The 17,934-nt window shown below is 49.6% G+C and carries 12 protein-coding genes; 4 read left to right on the top strand and 8 right to left on the bottom strand.

What is annotated here, in order from left to right; all coding sequences use genetic code 11:
• Positions 1–139: 139 nt before the first annotated feature.
• The 6 genes from TH61_RS03975 to TH61_RS03950 form a co-directional block, all read right to left on the bottom strand.
• Complete coding sequence (locus tag TH61_RS03975) at positions 140–1,429, bottom strand: pitrilysin family protein (protein WP_066506160.1); 1,290 nt, start codon at positions 1,427–1,429, stop codon at positions 140–142.
• A gap of 5 nt (positions 1,430–1,434) precedes the next feature.
• Positions 1,435–2,595, bottom strand: coding sequence for a type IX secretion system outer membrane channel protein PorV (gene porV / locus TH61_RS03970; protein ID WP_066506158.1), 1,161 nt, complete (start codon positions 2,593–2,595; stop codon positions 1,435–1,437).
• A 28-nt stretch (positions 2,596–2,623) separates the two neighbouring features.
• Positions 2,624–6,478: a type IX secretion system sortase PorU gene (porU, locus tag TH61_RS03965; RefSeq protein ID WP_066506156.1), complete on the bottom strand. Its 3,855-nt coding sequence runs from the start codon at positions 6,476–6,478 to the stop codon at positions 2,624–2,626.
• 89 nt (positions 6,479–6,567) lie between these two features.
• Positions 6,568–6,819 carry a phosphoribosylformylglycinamidine synthase subunit PurS gene (gene purS, locus TH61_RS03960; RefSeq protein WP_066506154.1) on the bottom strand — a complete coding sequence of 84 codons (252 nt, stop codon included), beginning with the start codon at positions 6,817–6,819 and terminating at the stop codon, positions 6,568–6,570.
• Positions 6,816–7,523, bottom strand: a complete 708-nt coding sequence (gene pssA / locus TH61_RS03955) for a CDP-diacylglycerol--serine O-phosphatidyltransferase (protein WP_066506153.1) — start codon at positions 7,521–7,523, stop codon at positions 6,816–6,818. The genes purS and pssA overlap by 4 nt, the downstream gene beginning before the upstream one ends.
• A 43-nt stretch (positions 7,524–7,566) precedes the next feature.
• Positions 7,567–8,202, bottom strand: a complete 636-nt coding sequence (locus tag TH61_RS03950; protein ID WP_066506150.1) for an MBL fold metallo-hydrolase — start codon at positions 8,200–8,202, stop codon at positions 7,567–7,569.
• Between the two features lie 73 nt (positions 8,203–8,275).
• Between TH61_RS03950 and TH61_RS03945 the strand changes: the two genes are divergently transcribed.
• Together TH61_RS03945 and TH61_RS03940 are read left to right on the top strand one after the other, a co-directional pair.
• Entirely contained in the window at positions 8,276–9,352 is a 1,077-nt protein-coding gene (locus TH61_RS03945) for an FAD-binding oxidoreductase (RefSeq protein ID WP_066506148.1), read from the top strand.
• Positions 9,349–12,564 (top strand): hypothetical protein, encoded by a 3,216-nt coding sequence (locus TH61_RS03940; protein ID WP_157600546.1) that lies wholly within the window; start codon positions 9,349–9,351, stop codon positions 12,562–12,564. Before TH61_RS03945 ends, TH61_RS03940 begins: the two co-directional genes overlap by 4 nt.
• 108 nt (positions 12,565–12,672) lie before the next feature.
• Here the strand turns inward: TH61_RS03940 and purQ are convergent, their stop codons facing one another.
• Positions 12,673–13,365 carry a phosphoribosylformylglycinamidine synthase subunit PurQ gene (gene purQ / locus TH61_RS03935; RefSeq protein WP_066506146.1) on the bottom strand — a complete coding sequence of 231 codons (693 nt, stop codon included), beginning with the start codon at positions 13,363–13,365 and terminating at the stop codon, positions 12,673–12,675.
• A gap of 131 nt (positions 13,366–13,496) precedes the next feature.
• Here purQ and TH61_RS03930 point away from each other — a divergent pair, with 131 nt between their 5' ends.
• On the top strand, positions 13,497–14,378 hold the full coding sequence (locus TH61_RS03930; protein WP_066506145.1) for a YicC/YloC family endoribonuclease: 882 nt from the start codon (positions 13,497–13,499) through the stop codon (positions 14,376–14,378).
• Between the two features lie 51 nt (positions 14,379–14,429).
• Positions 14,430–16,547 carry a choice-of-anchor J domain-containing protein gene (locus TH61_RS18445; RefSeq protein ID WP_082780291.1) on the top strand — a complete coding sequence of 706 codons (2,118 nt, stop codon included), beginning with the start codon at positions 14,430–14,432 and terminating at the stop codon, positions 16,545–16,547.
• Between the two features lie 84 nt (positions 16,548–16,631).
• On the opposite strand, the gene TH61_RS03920 is transcribed toward TH61_RS18445, so the two are convergent.
• A complete protein-coding gene (locus tag TH61_RS03920; protein WP_066506134.1) occupies positions 16,632–17,897 on the bottom strand; it encodes a M28 family metallopeptidase in 1,266 nt (421 codons plus the stop codon).
• Positions 17,898–17,934 lie beyond the last annotated feature (37 nt).

Raw genomic sequence — 17,934 nt, 5'->3', positions numbered from 1 at the left:
AAGGCCCCCCTTGCTTTTCAGGGGAATTGGGGGTAGATCGGAGCAGGCGTCAATGGGTATTAGAAATGATGGTAATAAAAGAGGGGCTCAGTGTTAAATACTGAGCCCCTCTTTTATTATGGGGTAATTGCTTTTTTGTTTATAGACCTCCAGCTATCACAGTTAATAACTTTTCTATTCTTAAATATTTATTCGCTATTTCATTCACAGTTGAGGGCGTCATGTTTAAGAACTCCTTGACTAAGGAATGATAATGATCTGTTGGGAGTTTAAGAAACACAGTAGACTTGTATCTATCCATTTGGTCAAATAATGTTGCTTCATCTGAAATAAACTTACCGCTTAAGTGTTTTATTACAGTACGCATTTCCTCTTCTTGAATAGGTTCTTCTTTTAATCTGCCTAGCTCTAATTCTATTTCTTTTAGTGTCTCTACGGATTTATCCCCTTTAACTTCTGTACCTATTGTAAAGGTGGTGCTGTTTTCTTTAGTAGAAAGTGAAGCATAAATACCATAAGTATATCCTTTGTCTTCCCTTATGTTTTTCATAAGTCTAGAACCAAAATATCCTCCTAACAAATGAGTTGTAAAGTATAACCCAGGAAAGTCACTGTGCGACGGTGATATCACTTCGTTTCCTATGCGTATAGCCGCCTGTAAATTATTCTTTGTTGCTACCTTTGTGTGAGCCTCACTTTCTTGTTGAAGTGCATGTATAGTGTTATTTCTTCTATTTTCTTCTACTCTACTTCTTAAGTCAGTTTGTAGTGCATGTTGTAAGAGGTTTTTAGTAGTTAAACTAATGTCACCTGTCACAAATACTTGGACCTCGCCAAGGTTGTAATGTGAACGATGGAAATCATTGACCTCTTCTAAAGTAACTGCGTTGATTTCATCTTCTGAGATGAATGTGGTATAGGGATGGTTTAGACCATAAAGCTTTATTGAGTAAGCTTCAGACGCTAAATAGCCATTCTTTTGTTTATCAACAGATAGCGCCTGGATTAGGCGTTGCTTTAGGAGAATAAGTTCATGCTCTGGAAAAGATGGCTCTTGAATAACTTCAAAAAGTAGCGGCAAGAGATCTGGCAAGAACTTAGACAAACAGTAAAGCGTGACGGTGGATCTGTCAAATCCATGTGACACATCCAGCGTGGCTCCATAGAAGTCGGCTAGCTCAGCTATTTGTCTTGCGTTCTTTTTGAATGTCCCTTCTAAAAGCATTTTAGCCGTTAATGAGGCAACCGCGGCTTTTGGTTGGTACCACTTACCGGCTTTAAAAACAAATTCAACCCGTACGATGGGTTGAATTGTGTTGTGGGCGATATGGAGAGTAGTTCCTTTGGAGATTGGAATTACTTCTGGTACTAGTAAGGGTATGTCAGCACTATCAAGAAGAAGTGGTGCTACTGAACGGTTTAAACTCATATAGATTATTCTTGCCCGTCAAATTTAAAATGAAGCGAGAAACGGATCGTTTTCGAAAGGGGGTTATTTTGTTCGTTCGGTATTAAGTAAGCGGCGTCAAGACCAAATTGTTGGTACCTTAATCCTAAGCCCATCGTCAAATACCGTCGGCCCCCCTTCAAGTCATTCTCATAGAAATAACCGGTTCTGGCTGCAAAGATATTGTCATACCAATACTCTAAACCAGTTGACAGTGTAATTTCCTTGAATTCCTCACTTGCGCCACCTGGGGCATCGTTAAAGGATTTGAAGATTCCGGAGAATACATTTGTTTGGTCATTAGACGAAGCATCTTCTGGTGCAGAATATGGAACCAGCAATTTGTTCCCGTCAATGGCCAATGTGATTTTATTGTATGGGTCTAACTCATAGGTTAATGCTGTTCCTAAGCGTAAGTTGGTAGGCAGAAAGTCTTTTCTACCGGCTGTGCTGTAGGAGATTTTAGCACCTAGATTGGAAATGTTTCCGCCTAGGGCAAGGTTAAGGTTTTTACCGCCTAAGGTTAAATCATTGGTGTAATAGATACCCAAATCTACTGCTGCTGAGTTACCTGGTTGTGATTCATAATTGCCGCTTGGGTTTACTACATTGGTATTACCAGCCAAATTGGATCTAATGTATTTCGCGCCCACGCCTAAACTTAGGTTTTCGCTCAGTTTCTGACCATAAGACACATTTACTGCATATTCTTTTGGATTGAAAGGCTGCTGGTCAGTACCCGTCTGTGAAAAGACAATCTCGCCTAAGTCAAAATACATCAAGGAGACCGCTATGGATGAATTAGGTGTTAGCCTTTTATGGCCAGACAGGTAGGCCAGGTACATGTCATTTACAATTTCTCCTAACCAGGGAGTGTAAGAAAGAGAGGCTTCAAAATCAGACTCAAGGAACCCTAGTTTAGCCGGGTTCCAATAAGGACTGTTCGCGTCTGGCGAGGTGGCAACTCCCGCATCACCCATACCGGCTGCTCTGGCATCTGGTGCAACTAATAAAATAGGAACAGCTGTGGTGATAGGCCTGTAGTTTTCTACATTCTGACCGATAGAGTTCTGACCCAACGCAGAAAGGCCAGAGGCGGCCACTAGTAGAAAACAAATCAAGGTAGACTTGAACGTTATATGATTCATGTGGTAAAGGTTGGTATAGCGTGGCTGGTTATTTTAGTAAGACTAGTTTTTCGAATTTGGAGGTGGAGGCCCCATCTACCTGAGAACGGACATTCACCTTATAAATATATACTCCTTTGGCTAATTTACCATTATAATCATCTCTACCATCCCAAGTAAGATCAGAAAAATGGCTGCCTCCCGTACTAGTACCATGAAGCGTTTTAACTAATATACCAGATACGGTAAATATTTGAATAAGTATATCTAATTCCTGACCGTTTCTATTATGGTCAAAATGGAAAGTAGTTTTCTCTAAAAAAGGATTGGGAATGTTGAGAACATGATTTAGCGCCAGTTTCTCAGAAGACGCCACTACGAACTCTATACGAGCCGTAGCCGAATTGTTATGCGTGTCCCAAGCCTTCAACTGCAATGAATGGGGACCAGGGCTTAAATTCTTTAGTGAATACCGGACTTTTCCTGCCTGGTAGCTATCAATATCTGCCGTGTAGAAGTCATTCAACACTAAAGGGTCAGAGGCCTTGTCATCTAAGATAGCGGTGATTTCATGCCCAATGCCAGCACCGGCAGTATTGATACCGTTCTCATCAGACAGATGGGCCAGTAAGATCGCATCTGTGGCTGTTGTCCCCCCAGATACAAAAGACTCATCATTCATGTACAGTTGTATTTGGGGAAGGGAGTTGTCCGCCACTGTATTAACATCTGCGCCACCTACAGGTACAAACGTAGCTCCATTGCCGTCAGTAGAAGAAGAAAGGGCATACAAGTTGACGCTTCCTAACCCAATCTGATAATTAATGTCTTTGGGTACCACAAACGTAATCTGGAAGAGCCCATTCTGCACACTGGCTACTCCATCATATAAAAGGTTTTCCCGGACTGTTACTTTACGCACAGGGTCTTGGTCGCCTAAGGTGGAAACGGTAGAAGGTTTATCATACACAGACACATGCACCTTGCCTTGAAAGCTAGTAACTACCTGTTGTTGGGCATCAGTTACCTGGCCTTTTAATACTACTTTAGACAAGGCGTGCAAGGTATCTGTTGTGGCTGAGGCAACAGGCTTGTCGTTTACTTCGGTCACCGCTACTTTTAAGTTAGGATAGGCTAGACGCATGGTTGGATCTCCTAGCAGCGCGAAGTTGCGGTTGTTCACCTGAGACAAGCTGTTGTTTTTGGTATAGCGCGTCAGGTACCCTAATGTGGGCATGGCACCAGACGGCAAGGGTGTAAAAGCAGCTTGAAAGAAACTTGTGTTCAATTTACGGTTACCGTCTGAGTACACTGGCCGGGTAGTGGTTAGCAGGCCAACGGCCCCGCCATCGGGGTGCAGCAAAGCCGTCTCTGCCCCTGAGTTTCTTCTGGGATCATCATACCGACCAATCTCACAAGTAGCCGTCAATAAAAACGTAAGCTTATCTGGGTTCTTCCAGGCCAGAATCTCATTGATGGTCAAAATCTGCTCATCTGCCAAACTCACCTCATTGCCGTGTCCCGTGTAATTCACTAGCAAAGCTCCTTTTTCAATGGCGTCTTGCAAGGCTTTGTTAGTAGCCGGCGACCGTTTGCCATTGGGCACCGAAATCTGCGGGTACAAGTCTAAGTAAAGCTTCTCAGTGAGGTATTCCGGGTGGTTCTTCTCCATGTAGGCAGACAGGTTCTCAGCATCCCCAAGATGCTCGTTCGCCTCACCATCATCTGCTAAAAAAACCAACTTGTTCCGCCAATTCCCTTTAGAGGCATCACTCTCATATTTGAGAATCTTATCCACTAGCAGATCCGCCTCTGCAGAGGTCTTGGCGGGCAGCCGGCCAATGCCAATGTCCAGCATTTCCTGGAGAGAGAAATTGGTCTCAGACCATTCGCCCTCGTGCGCGTCTAATAACCCGAAGTAGTCATCTGAAGAATAAGAGAACACGGGGTGCAGGGATTCCCTAGACTGATAGATTGGCACAAACTGCGAAGTGGAGGCGGTTCTAAAACGAGGATCATAGGTAGCATCACCTAGCAGAAGCAGGTTCAATTGTTCCTCGCCTTGTTTTTGGCTGCGCTCATACAACATGCTCATAAAATCCCGGATGGCCGTCCAGTCCCGCTGGCCCGAGGCAAACTCCTCAAAAACCTGCGGCAACGAGACCACTTCCACCTGCAAACTGTTCCGGGAGCGTCTATGCGCGGCCAAGCGTTGCGCCTGGGCTAGGAAAGCGGGCGGCGCTAAAATCACCAAGTCCAGGTCCGCTCCCGTATTAAGGCTATGCAGGTTTTGGTTGGTTATCTTTCCTATGAAAGCCGGGGTTGGGAAGCTGTTGCCCGTGAACGCAATGAATTCCCGCAGTTCTGTACTAGGCACCGAAAACTGACCAGCGGTAAAAAGCTGCTGTACCGGTTCCAAGGCGTTGGTCACATCCCAGATTTGTGTTGAAGCAGATGCGTTTGCGATTTGGTAGGTAGTGACCGGTTGCTGTATACTGGCCAAAGACCTAAAGGCAGTTTGCGATCCATACAGCTTTAGTTGCCGCTGCGCGAACAAGGAGAAGTAATTCAGATAGCCCACCGCCGACGAACTTCTTCCCGGCTGAAAAACATAAGAAACCGCCAAGTCACCTGAATACATGAGGCTGTTGAGCGGTTGCGCGAAGACTTTGAAATTATTAAACCCCGCCTCATGGTAGGCATCTCCAGCATCATATCCTTGCATGACATGATCGCCTAGGGCAGTGCCGTTCAAAGCGACTTTAAAAGATGAGGCCTCCGGAGAACTTCCCATCACGGCAGAGGAGAGGTATACCGTGCTGCCTGGCACCAAATCAGAAGCAGAGAAAGTGAAAGGAGACTGCTGCGTAAAAGCATTGAATTCCTCCCCGTACCACTCCCTGCCAGACTGAATCATGTTCTTGCTGTCTAACTCATGGTGCCAGCGCTCATCAAAACTAGATACCACCGGATAAGAGCCCGGTACAGAAGCTCTGGAAGCCACTCGTTTCCCTTCGGTGGGGCCAATAGTCAAATAGTAGTAAGTAGTGTCACTGAATAGGTTTTTGGCATGCACAAATGGTGCACCGCCGCTGGTGTTTACCGCCCAGGTATGTGGGCCTTCGCCATAGAAAAGCAGGTAGTCACTAGCGTCAAAAGAACCATCTTGCTGACCTTCTACCCAGACGGCATTCTCCGTTAAGTCGTCGGGTCTGGGAGCGCTGTTGGCTTGGGGTAGCATGCCGCCGCCGTTGCCAAAGAGACGCAAGAACCTAGGGTTGAGGTTTTGCACGTTTACCCCCATGCTTTGCAAGGCGGCGCGGTCCAGTTTGTACATGCCCGTAGCAGGCACCCCAATCTTATACCAATCCCCAGAGCTCAGCACCGACCGGGTCACGTGGCTTCTTAAGGGCTGCGGAGTAGTACCTGTTTTTCTGCTGGCCGGTGCAGGAGGATTGCCTGTTCTATACTTATAGCTAAACGTCACCAGCCGCTCCACTGCGCCCGTCTGCGAGTTCAACCTATACGGCTGGAAGGAGACGGTGCTGTGAGTTTGTCGGTTAGACGTACCCGTGCCCACCTGCGGCGTGATGTCCGTTTTTAGGCTGTTTTTAGGAAAAGAGGCCAAAAACGACGACGCTACAGGCGCAAATTCCAGGTGCGTAAACTCAAATGAGGAAACGGCAACGCCGGGTATGGTAAAAACATAAAAAGGAAGCGCTCCCGGTTGATGGTAGGAGGCTTCCTCAAAAGTGGGTATTGTAGAAATAGATTTGCCCGTGGTACCAGTGGCGGGTTTGTCGCGCCAAGTAATGGTACGGGTTTCCTCCTGTTGGGCAAAAACAGCCGCAGCAGGGAACACCCAAAGGCAAAGGCCTATCAGTAGGTTTCTAAACAGGTGCATGTACGCGGGGTAAAGGTATTCACTCCGCAACACAGCCCATATAGCATAGGTTCAGCCAGATAGGGGCGGTTGGCAACAGAACGGTCTGCTTAGTTTGCTGTGAGACGGTAAGAAAACGACTCCATAATCATGTTGGCCAACAGTTTCTTGCAAGCCTCTTCTACTTTCTGGGCAGCGGCCGCCTCGTCCTGCGCCTCAAGTTGCAGTTTAATGTGCTTTCCAATGCGCACATCAGACACTTGCTCTAGTCCCAAATGCTCCAGGCCCAGCATCACGGCTTTTCCTTGAGGGTCTAATAATTCAGCATGAGGCATGATGTCAATCTCGGCAGTGAATTTCATATGGAAGAAGGTTTTATAAGCGATAACAAAATATAGATGGCCACTAGTAAGGGAACCGCAGTAAAGTTAAGCCAAGCCAGCAACACTATGGTCAAGATCATGAAGATAAAACGGATCTGGTTGCCTTCCCATTTAAGGTTTTTGAACTTAAGCGCGAACAAGGGCAGCTCGGCAATAAGCAAATACGAGAACAGAACGGTGATGCCCAGCAAGAACCAAGGGTTTAGGATGATGGGCGTGAGCCCGTAGGTGTCAAAAGCGAGGATCAAGGGGAAGCTCACAATGAGCATGGTGTTGGTTGGCGTAGGTACCCCAATAAATGAGTCTGTCTGGCGCGTGTCCAGGTTGAATTTAGCCAAGCGCAGGGCAGAGAAAACCGTCAAGATAAAACCGGCAAAAGGCAGCAAGGTGTCTAAGGTCAACCCGAAATAGCCAGACTGCACGCTTTTCTCTAACAGCTTGAACATGACCATTCCTGGCACCACGCCAAAAGACACCATGTCGGCTAGGGAGTCTAGCTGCTTGCCAATCTCTGAGTGCACGTGCAAGATGCGCGCCACCATGCCATCCCAGAAATCAAAGAACACCGCCAGGGCCACCAAATAAGCGGCGCCCACTAACTGCCCCTGAAAAACAAACGTAATGGCCAGACAGCCGCAGAGCAGGTTCAGGCAGGTGATAAAATTAGGAAGGTGTTTTTTCATGTGCTGTAAGGCTGGTGGTCGTTTTTGGCTTGTTTTCTGGAAACTAGGTCAAAAACGGATTATGTTTTTTCTCTTCGCCAATAGTGGTGGTGGGTCCGTGCCCCGAATGTACGGTTACATCGTCTGGCAGGGTGAAGAGTTTGGTTTTTATGCTTTGGATGAGCGTCTCGTAGTTTCCGCCGGGCAAGTCTGTGCGGCCAATGCTGCGCTGGAAAAGCACATCACCGCCAATCAGGTTCTTGGAGGCTGAGTGGTATAACACCACATGTCCCGGTGCATGGCCCGGCGCAAAAATCACTTCCAGTTCGGTCTCGCCAAATTTCACGGCTTCGCCTTCTTTCAGGAATTTCTCGGGTAGCTGCTCTGCGTACATCGGGAAGCCATAGGCGGCAGAGTAAGTAGGCACGGCGCGCAGCACGGCTAGATCGTTTTCATGAATCTCTAGCGGAACGCCGTAAGTATCTGCCACAAACTTGTTGCCCAGCACGTGATCAATGTGGCAATGAGTATTGAGCAAGCGTACTACTTTTAATCCCTGCGTCTGGATGTAGTCCTTCAGTTCTTTTTCCTCTTGGGCATTAGAGCAGCCGGGGTCCACCACCACGCATTCTTTGGTGGCATCATACAACACGTAGGTGTTCTCAGAGAAAGGATTAAACGTAAAGCTCTTGATTTGCATAACAGAAGGTGCCTGCGCACATTTTGAAGGGGCTAAGTTACAGATTTCAGCGGCACAAGCCGTACCTTGGCATATGATTTATGATTACTTGGTAGTAGGCCACGGCCTGGCCGGCGCGATTTTGACCTGCTTTCTGGAAAAGAACGCAAAAACAGTGATGGTGTTGGACGTCAATAAACCCAACGCCGCCTCACGGGTGGCGGCCGGTCTCATCAACCCCGTGGCCGGAAAACGATTTGCCAAAAGCTGGCAGGTAGACGCTTTTCTGCCCGAGGCCAAGCAATTCTACCAAGCGCAATCTCAGGTGTTCAATACACCCTTCTTCCATCAGAAACCCATCTTAAAACTGTTCTCCACGCCAGAAGAACAAAACACCTGGATGGGCAAATCAGCGGAGGCCATTTGGGATGACTACATTGAAGCCACGCACCTGCAGTTACCACCCTCAGAAGACGTGCACCAGGAACTGGGCGGACTGCTCATCAAGCAGGGCGGATATGTGGAGTTGCGTAAGTTTCTGCAGCTACGGGAAGAGGCCTTGGCCCAACGGCAAGCCATCAGAAGAGAAGCCTTTGATTTCTCACAACTAGAACTGCTACCAGACGGGGTGAAATACCAGGACGTGCAGGCTAAAAAAATCATCTTCTGTGAGGGAGCCGGCGCGGTCAAAAATCCGTACTTCAATTGGTTGCCGTTTTCTTTAAACAAAGGCGAGATCCTGGACATTTCCGTCAAAGGATTTGATGCGCCTTATATCTATAACAAAGCCGTTTACGTTGTTCCTTTAGGAGAAGAAAACTATCGCATTGGCGCTACCTACAACTGGCGTGACTTAGAGGAAGTTACCACGCCAGAAGGGTTAGAGGAGCTGGTCCACAAAACAAAGGATATTATAAAGAAACCTTTGCAGGTCACAACACAGTATGTAGGAATACGGCCCGCCGTCAGGGACCGTAAGCCTTTGGTGGGCATTCATCCAGAATTACCGCAGTTGGCGGTGTTCAATGGCATGGGGTCTAAAGGCGTTTTGATGGCCCCCTTGCTGGCACAGCAGTTGATTACGTATTTAAAAGGGCAGGAGCCGCTTTGGAAGGAGGTAGACATTGCCCGGTATTTTCCTTTATATTTAGCATCTAAGTCAACCATATGAGTCAACGTTCTACTCGCTTCGAGATTATCTGTCAGGTGTGCCTGATGTTGCTGGGTGCCGGCAGTGCCTTCAACGCCCAAGCGCAGGCTACCAGTCCAGATGATTTCGGGAAGAACCGCATCCAGTACAAACGGTTTGCCTGGCAATATTACAGCACGCCCAACTTCAATGTGTACTACGCCCAAGGCGGCACAGAACTGGCCCAGCACGCCGCCGAGCACGCCGAGAAGGAGCTCAAGCGCATCACGTCCCTTATTGGCTACTATCCTTATTCTAAAATTACCCTCATTGTCTATAACTCCGTCTCTGACTTAAAGCAGAGCAACATTGGGCTGGTAGATGACCCATACAAAGGCGGCAATGACGCCATGTTCATCAAAACCAAGATAGAGGTGCCCTATGAAGGCTCACAAGCCGAATTAAAGCGCCACATCAGCTACCGCATCTCTGAGCTCTTGATCTCTGACATGATGTATGGCGGCAGCCTGAAAGAAGTCATCCAAAGCAATTACCTTTTGCGCCTGCCAGACTGGTTTGTGTCTGGCGCCGCCGCCTATATTTCTGAAGGCTGGAGCGTGGAGATGGACAACTACGTGCGGGACATGATCCTCAAAACCGGAGGCAGACGCGCAGACCCGCTGTTTGCCCGCAATCAGCGGTTGACCGGTCAAGCCATCTGGAACTACATCACCGAGCGGCACGGACCTGCGGCCATCCAGAACATCCTCAACCTTACCCGCATCACCAGAGACATTGAGATTGGCATTGCCAGCAGCTTGAACATGCCGTTCAAGCAGTTTGAGAAAAACTGGTTTGGCTATTACCTGCAGATGAACTCCTTCACAGAAGGGCAGCTGGCTACGGCAGACAAAGACCACCGCCTCAGAAAAATCAACGCCCGCAACTACCAATTCTCAGAGCCGGTGTTCAGCCCTAGTGGCAAGCAACTGGCCTACGTGATGTATGACCGCGGCGCGTACAAGGTGTTTGTGCGGGACATTGACCGCGGCAGCCAAAAGCTCATCTACCGCGGCGGCTACAAAGTGCCTAACCAGCAGACAGACCGCTCGGTGCCCATGCTCGCCTGGAAGTCTGAGACCGTCATTGGTATTTCTGACTACAGAAAAGGCGCCTTAAAGCTGCACCAACAGTCTGCCAGTAAACGGTATTTTAGGTCTATTGCCTCTGCTAAACGGTTGCTGGGCGGTGCCAATAATGAGCTCAACCTGAGCGCCTACAGCCAAATGACCGGGTTTGACTACTCAGATGACGGGCAAATGATGGTGATGAGTGCCGTCAGGAACAACAAGACAGACTTGTTCCTGTTCAGGGGCAGTCGATTGTCTCAGCAACTTACCAATGACGTGTATGATGACCTGCAGCCTTCTTTCTTGCCGGGCACCACTGGTAAAATAGTCTTCAGCTCTAACCGCATGGCAGATTCTTTGCAGGCGGCCCAAGGCAAGTTTGCCAACACCAACAACAACTTTGACATCTTCTTGTATGACCCCACGGCCACCATCCAAAGGTTCTGGCAATTGAGCTCCACACCGTCTAAAGAAGAGATGCCCAGAGGTATTTCTGCTGAGGAGTTAGTCTATGTGGGCGAAGAATCAGGAATTAGGTCTTTGTACCGCCACAACATTAGCAATGGGGTCATTAAACGGGTGTCTAACTTTGGGCAGAACATCAAAGCCTTTGACTACCATGCTGGTACGGGCAACCTGGCCTTCGTGGCCTTGGACCGCGCTAAAGAATATCCGTTCCTCTACCAAAGCCAGGCCTTGACACCGGTTCCAAATACAGAGTTCAAGACAGAGCGCCAGCGCGTACTGGAGGCACACTTACAACGCCGGGCTCAACAAGAAGCAGACCGCTTAGCCGCCATACAGGCTGCCAAAGCCAGATTAGATTCTTTGGCCAATGTGCAAGTGCCAGACTCTGCGCTGGCCGTAACAGACAGTGCAGCTACTCCTCCGCCGGCGCCACCAGTCACGCAGCCCGCCAAGCAAAGATCCGTGTTAGCGTTGGGCCCGCCAGATTCATTAGACTTGCGTAGGTCCAGAGCCTATGACTTGCGGTTTGGAGTGAACAACATCATCTCTTCTGTATATGCAGATCCGTTGCTGGGCTTCGGGTTTGTGATGGAAGTGGGCATGGCTGATTTGTTTGAGGACTACCGCATTAGAGGCGGCGTGTTTGCCCTTACAGACCTAAAGACCACCAACTTTTACGCCGAGTATTCCAACCTCAAAAACCGCTACGACTACCGCATTGGGTACCAGAAGCAGAGCGTCTTCATTGATAACCAATTTGCCATCAGAAGGCTCTCCAAACATGAGATTCTGCCGGCCTTCAGTTATCCTTTGACGCACGCCATCAGTGTGAAAGTATTGCCGCGTTACGCCAACATACGCTATACCGTCATTGAGAATTTCTCTGTGCCAGATGCGGTGCTGGACTTTGCCGGTATTGGCGGCGAATTGGTGTTTGACAATTCTGTGGTGATAGGCATGAACATGCGCGAAGGCACCCGCATGAAAGTAGGGGTGACGCGCATGTACGGTATGGGCAACAAGAGCGAAGGTTTCGGGAAGTTTTACGCAGACCTGCGCCATTACCAGAAAATCCACAAAGAGTTTATCTGGGCCAACCGCGTAAGTTATGGTCATTCCTTCGGGCCGGCACCTAAGAAATACTTGTTGGGTGGGGTAGACAACTGGCTCAACGCCACAGAAGACGTAACGCCCATTTATGACAACAACGGCAATCCTACCGGTGATGTGGCTGATTTCTTCTACTTGGATTATGCTACGCCTATGCGCGGCTTTAATTACAATGCGCGCAACGGCTCACGGTATGTGCTCTGGAACTCTGAACTGCGTCTACCGGTCTTCCAGTACCTGTTTGAAGGACCCATCAACTCAGGCTTTTTCAGGAACCTGCAGCTAACCGGTTTCTTTGACGCAGGTACCGCTTATAACTCGGGCAACCCGTTCAGTGAAGACAACTCGGTCAATACCCAACCCGTGCCGCGTCCGCCGTTTGAGGTGATTGTGCGCAACTTCAGGAACCCGTTCATGTTTGGCTACGGCGGCGGCGTAAGAACCACCTTGCTGGGCGTGTATGGCCGGTTTGACATTGCCTGGGGCGAAAAAGACTACGTACGCGAAGGACCTAAACTTTACTTTTCCATGGGCTATGACTTCTAAACTCGTTTTCGGGCTGTTTTCAAGAAAACAGGCCAAAAACGACTAAAGCAGAAAGGGCTTCTCTATTGGATAGAGAAGCCCTTTCTGCTTTATAAAATATCTGTATGATTACGCTTTTACCGTCTGCAGCAAGGCCTCAAACATCAAGCGCCCGTCTGTGTTGTTCAACTCAGCATCTACCGCTCTTTCTGGGTGCGGCATCATGCCAAATACATTCTTGCCCGCGTTAGATATGCCCGCAATGTTGTTGGCGCTTCCGTTGCAGTTGGTGGCCTCCGTCACTTTGCCGTTGGCGTCACAGTACCGGAACATGATCTGGCCGTTGTCCTGTAATTGCTTTAGGGTGTCTGCATCAGCGTGGAACCGTCCCTCGCCGTGCGCAATCGGAATTTTATAGGCTTTGCCGGGCTCTAATAAAGAGGTTGGCAATAAGTCCGTGTTCTCTGGCGTGATGTACACGTTCTGGCAGATGAACTTCTGGCTGTTGTTGCGCAGCAAGGCGCCTGGCAACAAACCGGCCTCTGTCAAGATCTGGAAGCCGTTGCAAATGCCCCACACGTAGCCGCCGCTGTTAGCAAACTTGATCACCTCCTGCATGATAGGCGAGAAGCGGGCAATGGCACCAGAACGCAGGTAGTCTCCGTAAGAGAAGCCACCCGGCAAGACTATAAAGTCACAGTTCTGCAGGTCATGGTCTTTGTGCCACAGCCGTACAACTTCCTGCTCCGTGGTCTGGCGCAGAGCATCAATTACATCTTGGTCACAGTTGGACCCCGGGAAAACGACAACTCCAAATTTCATGGCTCAAAGATAAAGAAAATACTAAGCTAGAACAGCCAGAAAACGGCCAATGTTCACTCCTTATCTTATCAACGTCAGAATGGGGATATTTTTGTATTTTTACCTTTTAAATACTTTTTCCAGAAGAGGTTATGCTACAATCAATGACAGGGTTTGGGTCCGCGCAGTTAGAGACCGAATCATTTACCGTTTGCGTAGAAATTAAGTCACTGAACTCTAAGTCCATGGACCTGAGCGTGCGGTTGCCGCGCAGCCTGTCAGACAAAGAGCTGGAAATCAGAAACATCATCAGCAAGAGCCTGGTGCGCGGCAAGGTGAATCTGTCTGTGGAGGTGTCTAGAAACAGAGCCGCCGCGGGCCGTAGCCGCATCAACACAGAACTGCTGCAGACCTACTACAAAGAGCTGGAAGTGGCCGCCTTGAACATGGGCGCCAAGTCGCCGGATTTGTTCAGGCTGGCATTGCACATGCCAGAAGTGATGCAGGCAGACGCCGTAGAAGATAAAACCGAAGACCTGAACTGGGAGCAGGTGACACCTTTGCTGTTAGAGGCCATTGACAAATTGGTGGTGTTCAGAACGGATGAAGGAAAGGCACTCACCAATGAGATCATCTCCTACATAGACCGCATCAGAATCCTGCTAGCCGAAGTGGAGAAGCATGATCCTAGCCGCGTAGAGCAGATCAAGACCCGCATCCAAGGCCATATGCAAGAGTTGAGCTCTTCTGAGTCTTTCAACCAGAACCGCTTTGAGCAGGAGATGATTTATTACATTGAGAAGCTGGACATAGCCGAGGAGAAGGTGCGCCTGATCAATCACTTGCATTATTTCACAGAGACCGTCTACCTGCCGGAACCAACGGGCAAGAAACTAGCTTTCATCTCTCAGGAGATAGGCCGCGAGATCAACACCATCGGGTCCAAAGCCAATGACTCTACCATTCAACACTTGGTGGTAGAGATGAAAGAGGAACTGGAGAAGATTAAAGAACAGCTGAATAACATTCTGTAAGCCTTTTTCAGTTTTGCCCTGTTTTCTGGAAAATAGCCTAAAAACGCCCGCATGCTTCAAAAACTACTGGTCCTTGTTTGTCTTTTAGGCATGACTGTGGGCGAAATTTTCGCTCAAACCCGCGCCTGTGCCACCATGGAGTATGTGCAGCAGCTGGAGAAAAGCCGGCCGGGCCTGCGCGCGCAACTGAAACAGCAAGCCAGAAACACAAACCGCCTAGACTACAAGCAACTGGATGGCAAACCGGTCTTAGGGCAGGTGGTGACCATCCCGGTGGTGGTGCATGTGGTCTACAATACCAGTTCGCAGAACATTACAGAGGCGCAAGTACAATCCCAGTTGGATGTCTTGAACAAAGATTTCAGACGCTTGAACGCAGACGCCAACAAGACGCCGGCTTTGTTCCAAGGCGTGGCCGCCGATGCCGAGATAGAGTTCTGTCTGGCCAAGCAGGACCCCAACGGCGAGCCTACCAACGGCATCACTAGAACCAGCACCGCTGTAAAGCAATTTGCCGGCCTCTCTGACTCCATGAAGTTTGACGGCCTGGGCGGAAAAAGTGCTTGGGACAGCAAGAAATACCTGAACATCTGGGTGGTCAATTTTGCCAGCAGTGCCAATATTCTGGGCTACGCGCAGTTTCCTAATGCTGGACCAGCGGCTACGGATGGCGTAGTGATTGACTACCAATACTTCGGGACAACGGGTACTGCGTTACGGCCATACAATTTAGGCCGGACTACCACCCATGAAGTGGGCCATTGGCTCAACCTGTTCCATATCTGGGGAGATGAAAGCTGCGGCGATGATGAGGTGCTGGACACGCCCACCCAGGAAGAAGAAAACACCGGCTGCCCCACCTTTCCCAAGGCCAGTTGCAGCAATACCAGTGACATGTTCATGAACTACATGGACTACACCAATGATGCCTGCATGAACCTGTTCACCACGGGCCAGAAAACGGTGATGCAGTCTGTGCTCAACTCCTCCAGAATCAGTTTGTTGTCTTCAATTGGCTGTGTTGCGCCGCAAGTGCCTGCCTTAGATGGCGCCTTAATTGGGTTTAAAGTGCCTACTGCCATTGTTTGCAATACCAGTGTGGCGCCGGTGGTGTATCTGCGTAATCGTGGCACTTCAACGCTGACCAGCGTGCAACTACAATACGCCATAGACAACGGCCCAGCGCAGACGTTCACTTGGACGGGAAACCTGGCCTCGTTCCAGACGCAGGAAGTGACCTTGCCTACGCAAGCCGTCACGGCAGGCGCGCATACTTTGACCGTCACCCTTCTTTCTAGCAACGGGCAAACCACAGACGGAAACGCTGGCAATAACACCATTCTTACAAATTTTCAAGTGCAAGGAAACGCCTTGCCGCTGCAGGAAAGCTTTGAGAGTACCACCTTCCCGCCGGCGGGCTGGCGCGTAAACAACTTCCAAGAGGATTTGACCTGGCAGCGCACCACAAAAGCAGCGTTTATTGGCAAGGCATCAGCGTATATGCAGAATAAGGAGTACGAGGCGAATGGGCCAGTAGATGAACTGGTATTGCCGCCCTTGGACTTGGCTTCGCGCGGGGCTCCTAGGTTGACGTTCCAATTGGCGTATTCCTTGCTGTCTAGCTCTGGGTACTCAGACACGCTGGAAGTGCTGGTCTCCACGGACTGCGGCCAAACGTATCAGCGCGTGTACCGCAAGTTTGGCCAAGCCTTGACCACCGTGACGCCATATTTCACCGAAGAGGAGTTTGTACCCGCCAGCGCCGCGCAATGGCGTCTGGAAACCATTGACCTGTCGGCCTTCGCCGCTGCTAAAACCGCCCTCATCAAGTTTAAGCACACCACTGACTATGAGAACAACCTTTACTTGGATGATGTCAAAGTAGATGGCAATGCCTTGGGCACCGCAGAGGAGATAGCCTTGCAGTCGGTGTCTGTAGCCCCTAACCCCACCACTGGTCTGGTGCAGATTACCTCGCCCCAAGTAGCCATTACCTCTGTGAAGGTATTGGATGCGCTAGGCAAAGAACTGCAAACCATCAACGTTTCCAAGACGACTAAAAGTCAACCAGTACAGGTGAACTTGGGTGGCTTGCCTAACGGGTTGTACTTTCTAAGAATAACCTCAGAGAAAGGCGTAACCGTGCGCCGGGTGGTTGTTTCAAGATAACTGAACGCTGAAGCGCCCTCCGTTTTTGGCCTGTTTCCCAGGAAAAAGGCCAAAAACGGAGGGCGCTCTTATTTGGTACGTTCGTTACAGCGCTTTGAAAAACGCCTGGATCAAGCCAATCACCTCTTTGAACTTGGTCAACGGCAAGGTGCCGGCGGTGTCTTTGGGGTGATGGTACTCAGTGGTGGTGCCACCCAGGGTATAGAAGAAGAACGAAGGCACACCCTTTTCTGAAAAGTAGTAATGATCTGAGTTGGATGCCTTGCCGCGCACTTTTAAGGTTGGCAGAAACTGGTGCTGTTGGTTGAGTTGCTGGAGCAGGCTGAACTGCTTGGTAAACACGCTACCGTTCACCACCATCATGCCTTCCTCGCCGGTGCTCATCAAGTCCAGGTTCACCAGCATTTTAATGTTGGCTAGCGGGAACAGCGGATGCTCCGTGTAAAACTCAGAACCTACTAAACCAGCTTCCTCGGCGGCGAAGGCCATAAACGCAACTGAATACTTGGGGCGGTTTTGGGGTTGGGCGTAATAGTGAGCCAGTTCTAAAAGCATTGCCGTTCCACTGGCGTTGTCATGCGCACCCGGGAAAAGTACCTCTTTGCCCATACGGCCCACGTGGTCATAATGCGCCGTCACCACCAGAAAAGAATCTGGCTTGCTGGTGCCGGGCAGAAACCCAATCACATTCTGGCTACGGTAGTTTTTCTCCAACCGCGCATCCACGGCAAACTCTACTTTGTCTGCTTTGGCCGGCCAGGAGCTTTCCAATACTTCCAGCACCGGCACCGGGTATTGGAAGCTGCGCACCGCGGCCATCACCTTATTACCAGATTGCAGGACAATGACCGCGGCGGCTTTCTGCAGATGCTTCTTGAACGGCTCGGGTAGGTTCATCAGATCCTGGAAGTGCCGCTGCCGCACCACCAGCACTTGTTTGCGCAGGTTCTGACTCAAAAAGGTCTGTGCCTCATCGGCGTCTTGCAAGAGCACGGTATCAATAGAGTACACAAATCCGCTTCCCTTGCCCGCGGCCGAGGCGGCATGCGCTAGAAAGTCCACGCCCGGGGTTAAAGCTCTCCCGTCTACCTTGAGGCTCAGTTGATTGTCCAGAATATTGACCGGCAAGGTGAAGTGCTGCAGGAAGGAACCGGCAAAAGGCTTGAGACCAATGCTAGCGTATTGTTGCTGTAGATAATCAGCGGCCAGGCTGTCTCCTTTGAATGCGTAGCCTCTGCCGTGCATCTCTGGTGAGGCTAGGTGCGCTATGGTTTGCCGCACGCGTTGCAAGTCCTGCGCAAAAGCAGGCAAGACACTGAACACCAGAAGAAAGAAGAGGAGCCGTTTCATGGCTACAAGATACGCAATTTCCGTTTTTGGCCTGTTT

Source organism: Rufibacter sp. DG15C (assembly GCF_001577755.1).
Taxonomy (GTDB): Bacteria; Bacteroidota; Bacteroidia; order Cytophagales; family Hymenobacteraceae; genus Nibribacter.
Note: the sequence above shows the minus strand (reverse complement) of the source record. Positions and strands in the feature narration are given on the sequence as shown.

Excerpts from the sequence above, each read along its gene's own strand:
- TH61_RS03975 (WP_066506160.1), bottom strand. The coding sequence starts at position 1,429 with ATGAGTTTAAACCGTTCAGTAGCACCACTTCTTCTTGATAGTGCTGAC.
- porV (WP_066506158.1), bottom strand. The coding sequence starts at position 2,595 with ATGAATCATATAACGTTCAAGTCTACCTTGATTTGTTTTCTACTAGTG.
- porU (WP_066506156.1), bottom strand. The coding sequence starts at position 6,478 with ATGCACCTGTTTAGAAACCTACTGATAGGCCTTTGCCTTTGGGTGTTC.
- purS (WP_066506154.1), bottom strand. The coding sequence starts at position 6,819 with ATGAAATTCACTGCCGAGATTGACATCATGCCTCATGCTGAATTATTA.
- pssA (WP_066506153.1), bottom strand. The coding sequence starts at position 7,523 with ATGAAAAAACACCTTCCTAATTTTATCACCTGCCTGAACCTGCTCTGC.
- TH61_RS03950 (WP_066506150.1), bottom strand. The coding sequence starts at position 8,202 with ATGCAAATCAAGAGCTTTACGTTTAATCCTTTCTCTGAGAACACCTAC.
- TH61_RS03945 (WP_066506148.1), top strand. The coding sequence starts at position 8,276 with ATGATTTATGATTACTTGGTAGTAGGCCACGGCCTGGCCGGCGCGATT.
- TH61_RS03940 (WP_157600546.1), top strand. The coding sequence starts at position 9,349 with ATGAGTCAACGTTCTACTCGCTTCGAGATTATCTGTCAGGTGTGCCTG.
- purQ (WP_066506146.1), bottom strand. The coding sequence starts at position 13,365 with ATGAAATTTGGAGTTGTCGTTTTCCCGGGGTCCAACTGTGACCAAGAT.
- TH61_RS03930 (WP_066506145.1), top strand. The coding sequence starts at position 13,497 with ATGCTACAATCAATGACAGGGTTTGGGTCCGCGCAGTTAGAGACCGAA.
- TH61_RS18445 (WP_082780291.1), top strand. The coding sequence starts at position 14,430 with ATGCTTCAAAAACTACTGGTCCTTGTTTGTCTTTTAGGCATGACTGTG.
- TH61_RS03920 (WP_066506134.1), bottom strand. The coding sequence starts at position 17,897 with ATGAAACGGCTCCTCTTCTTTCTTCTGGTGTTCAGTGTCTTGCCTGCT.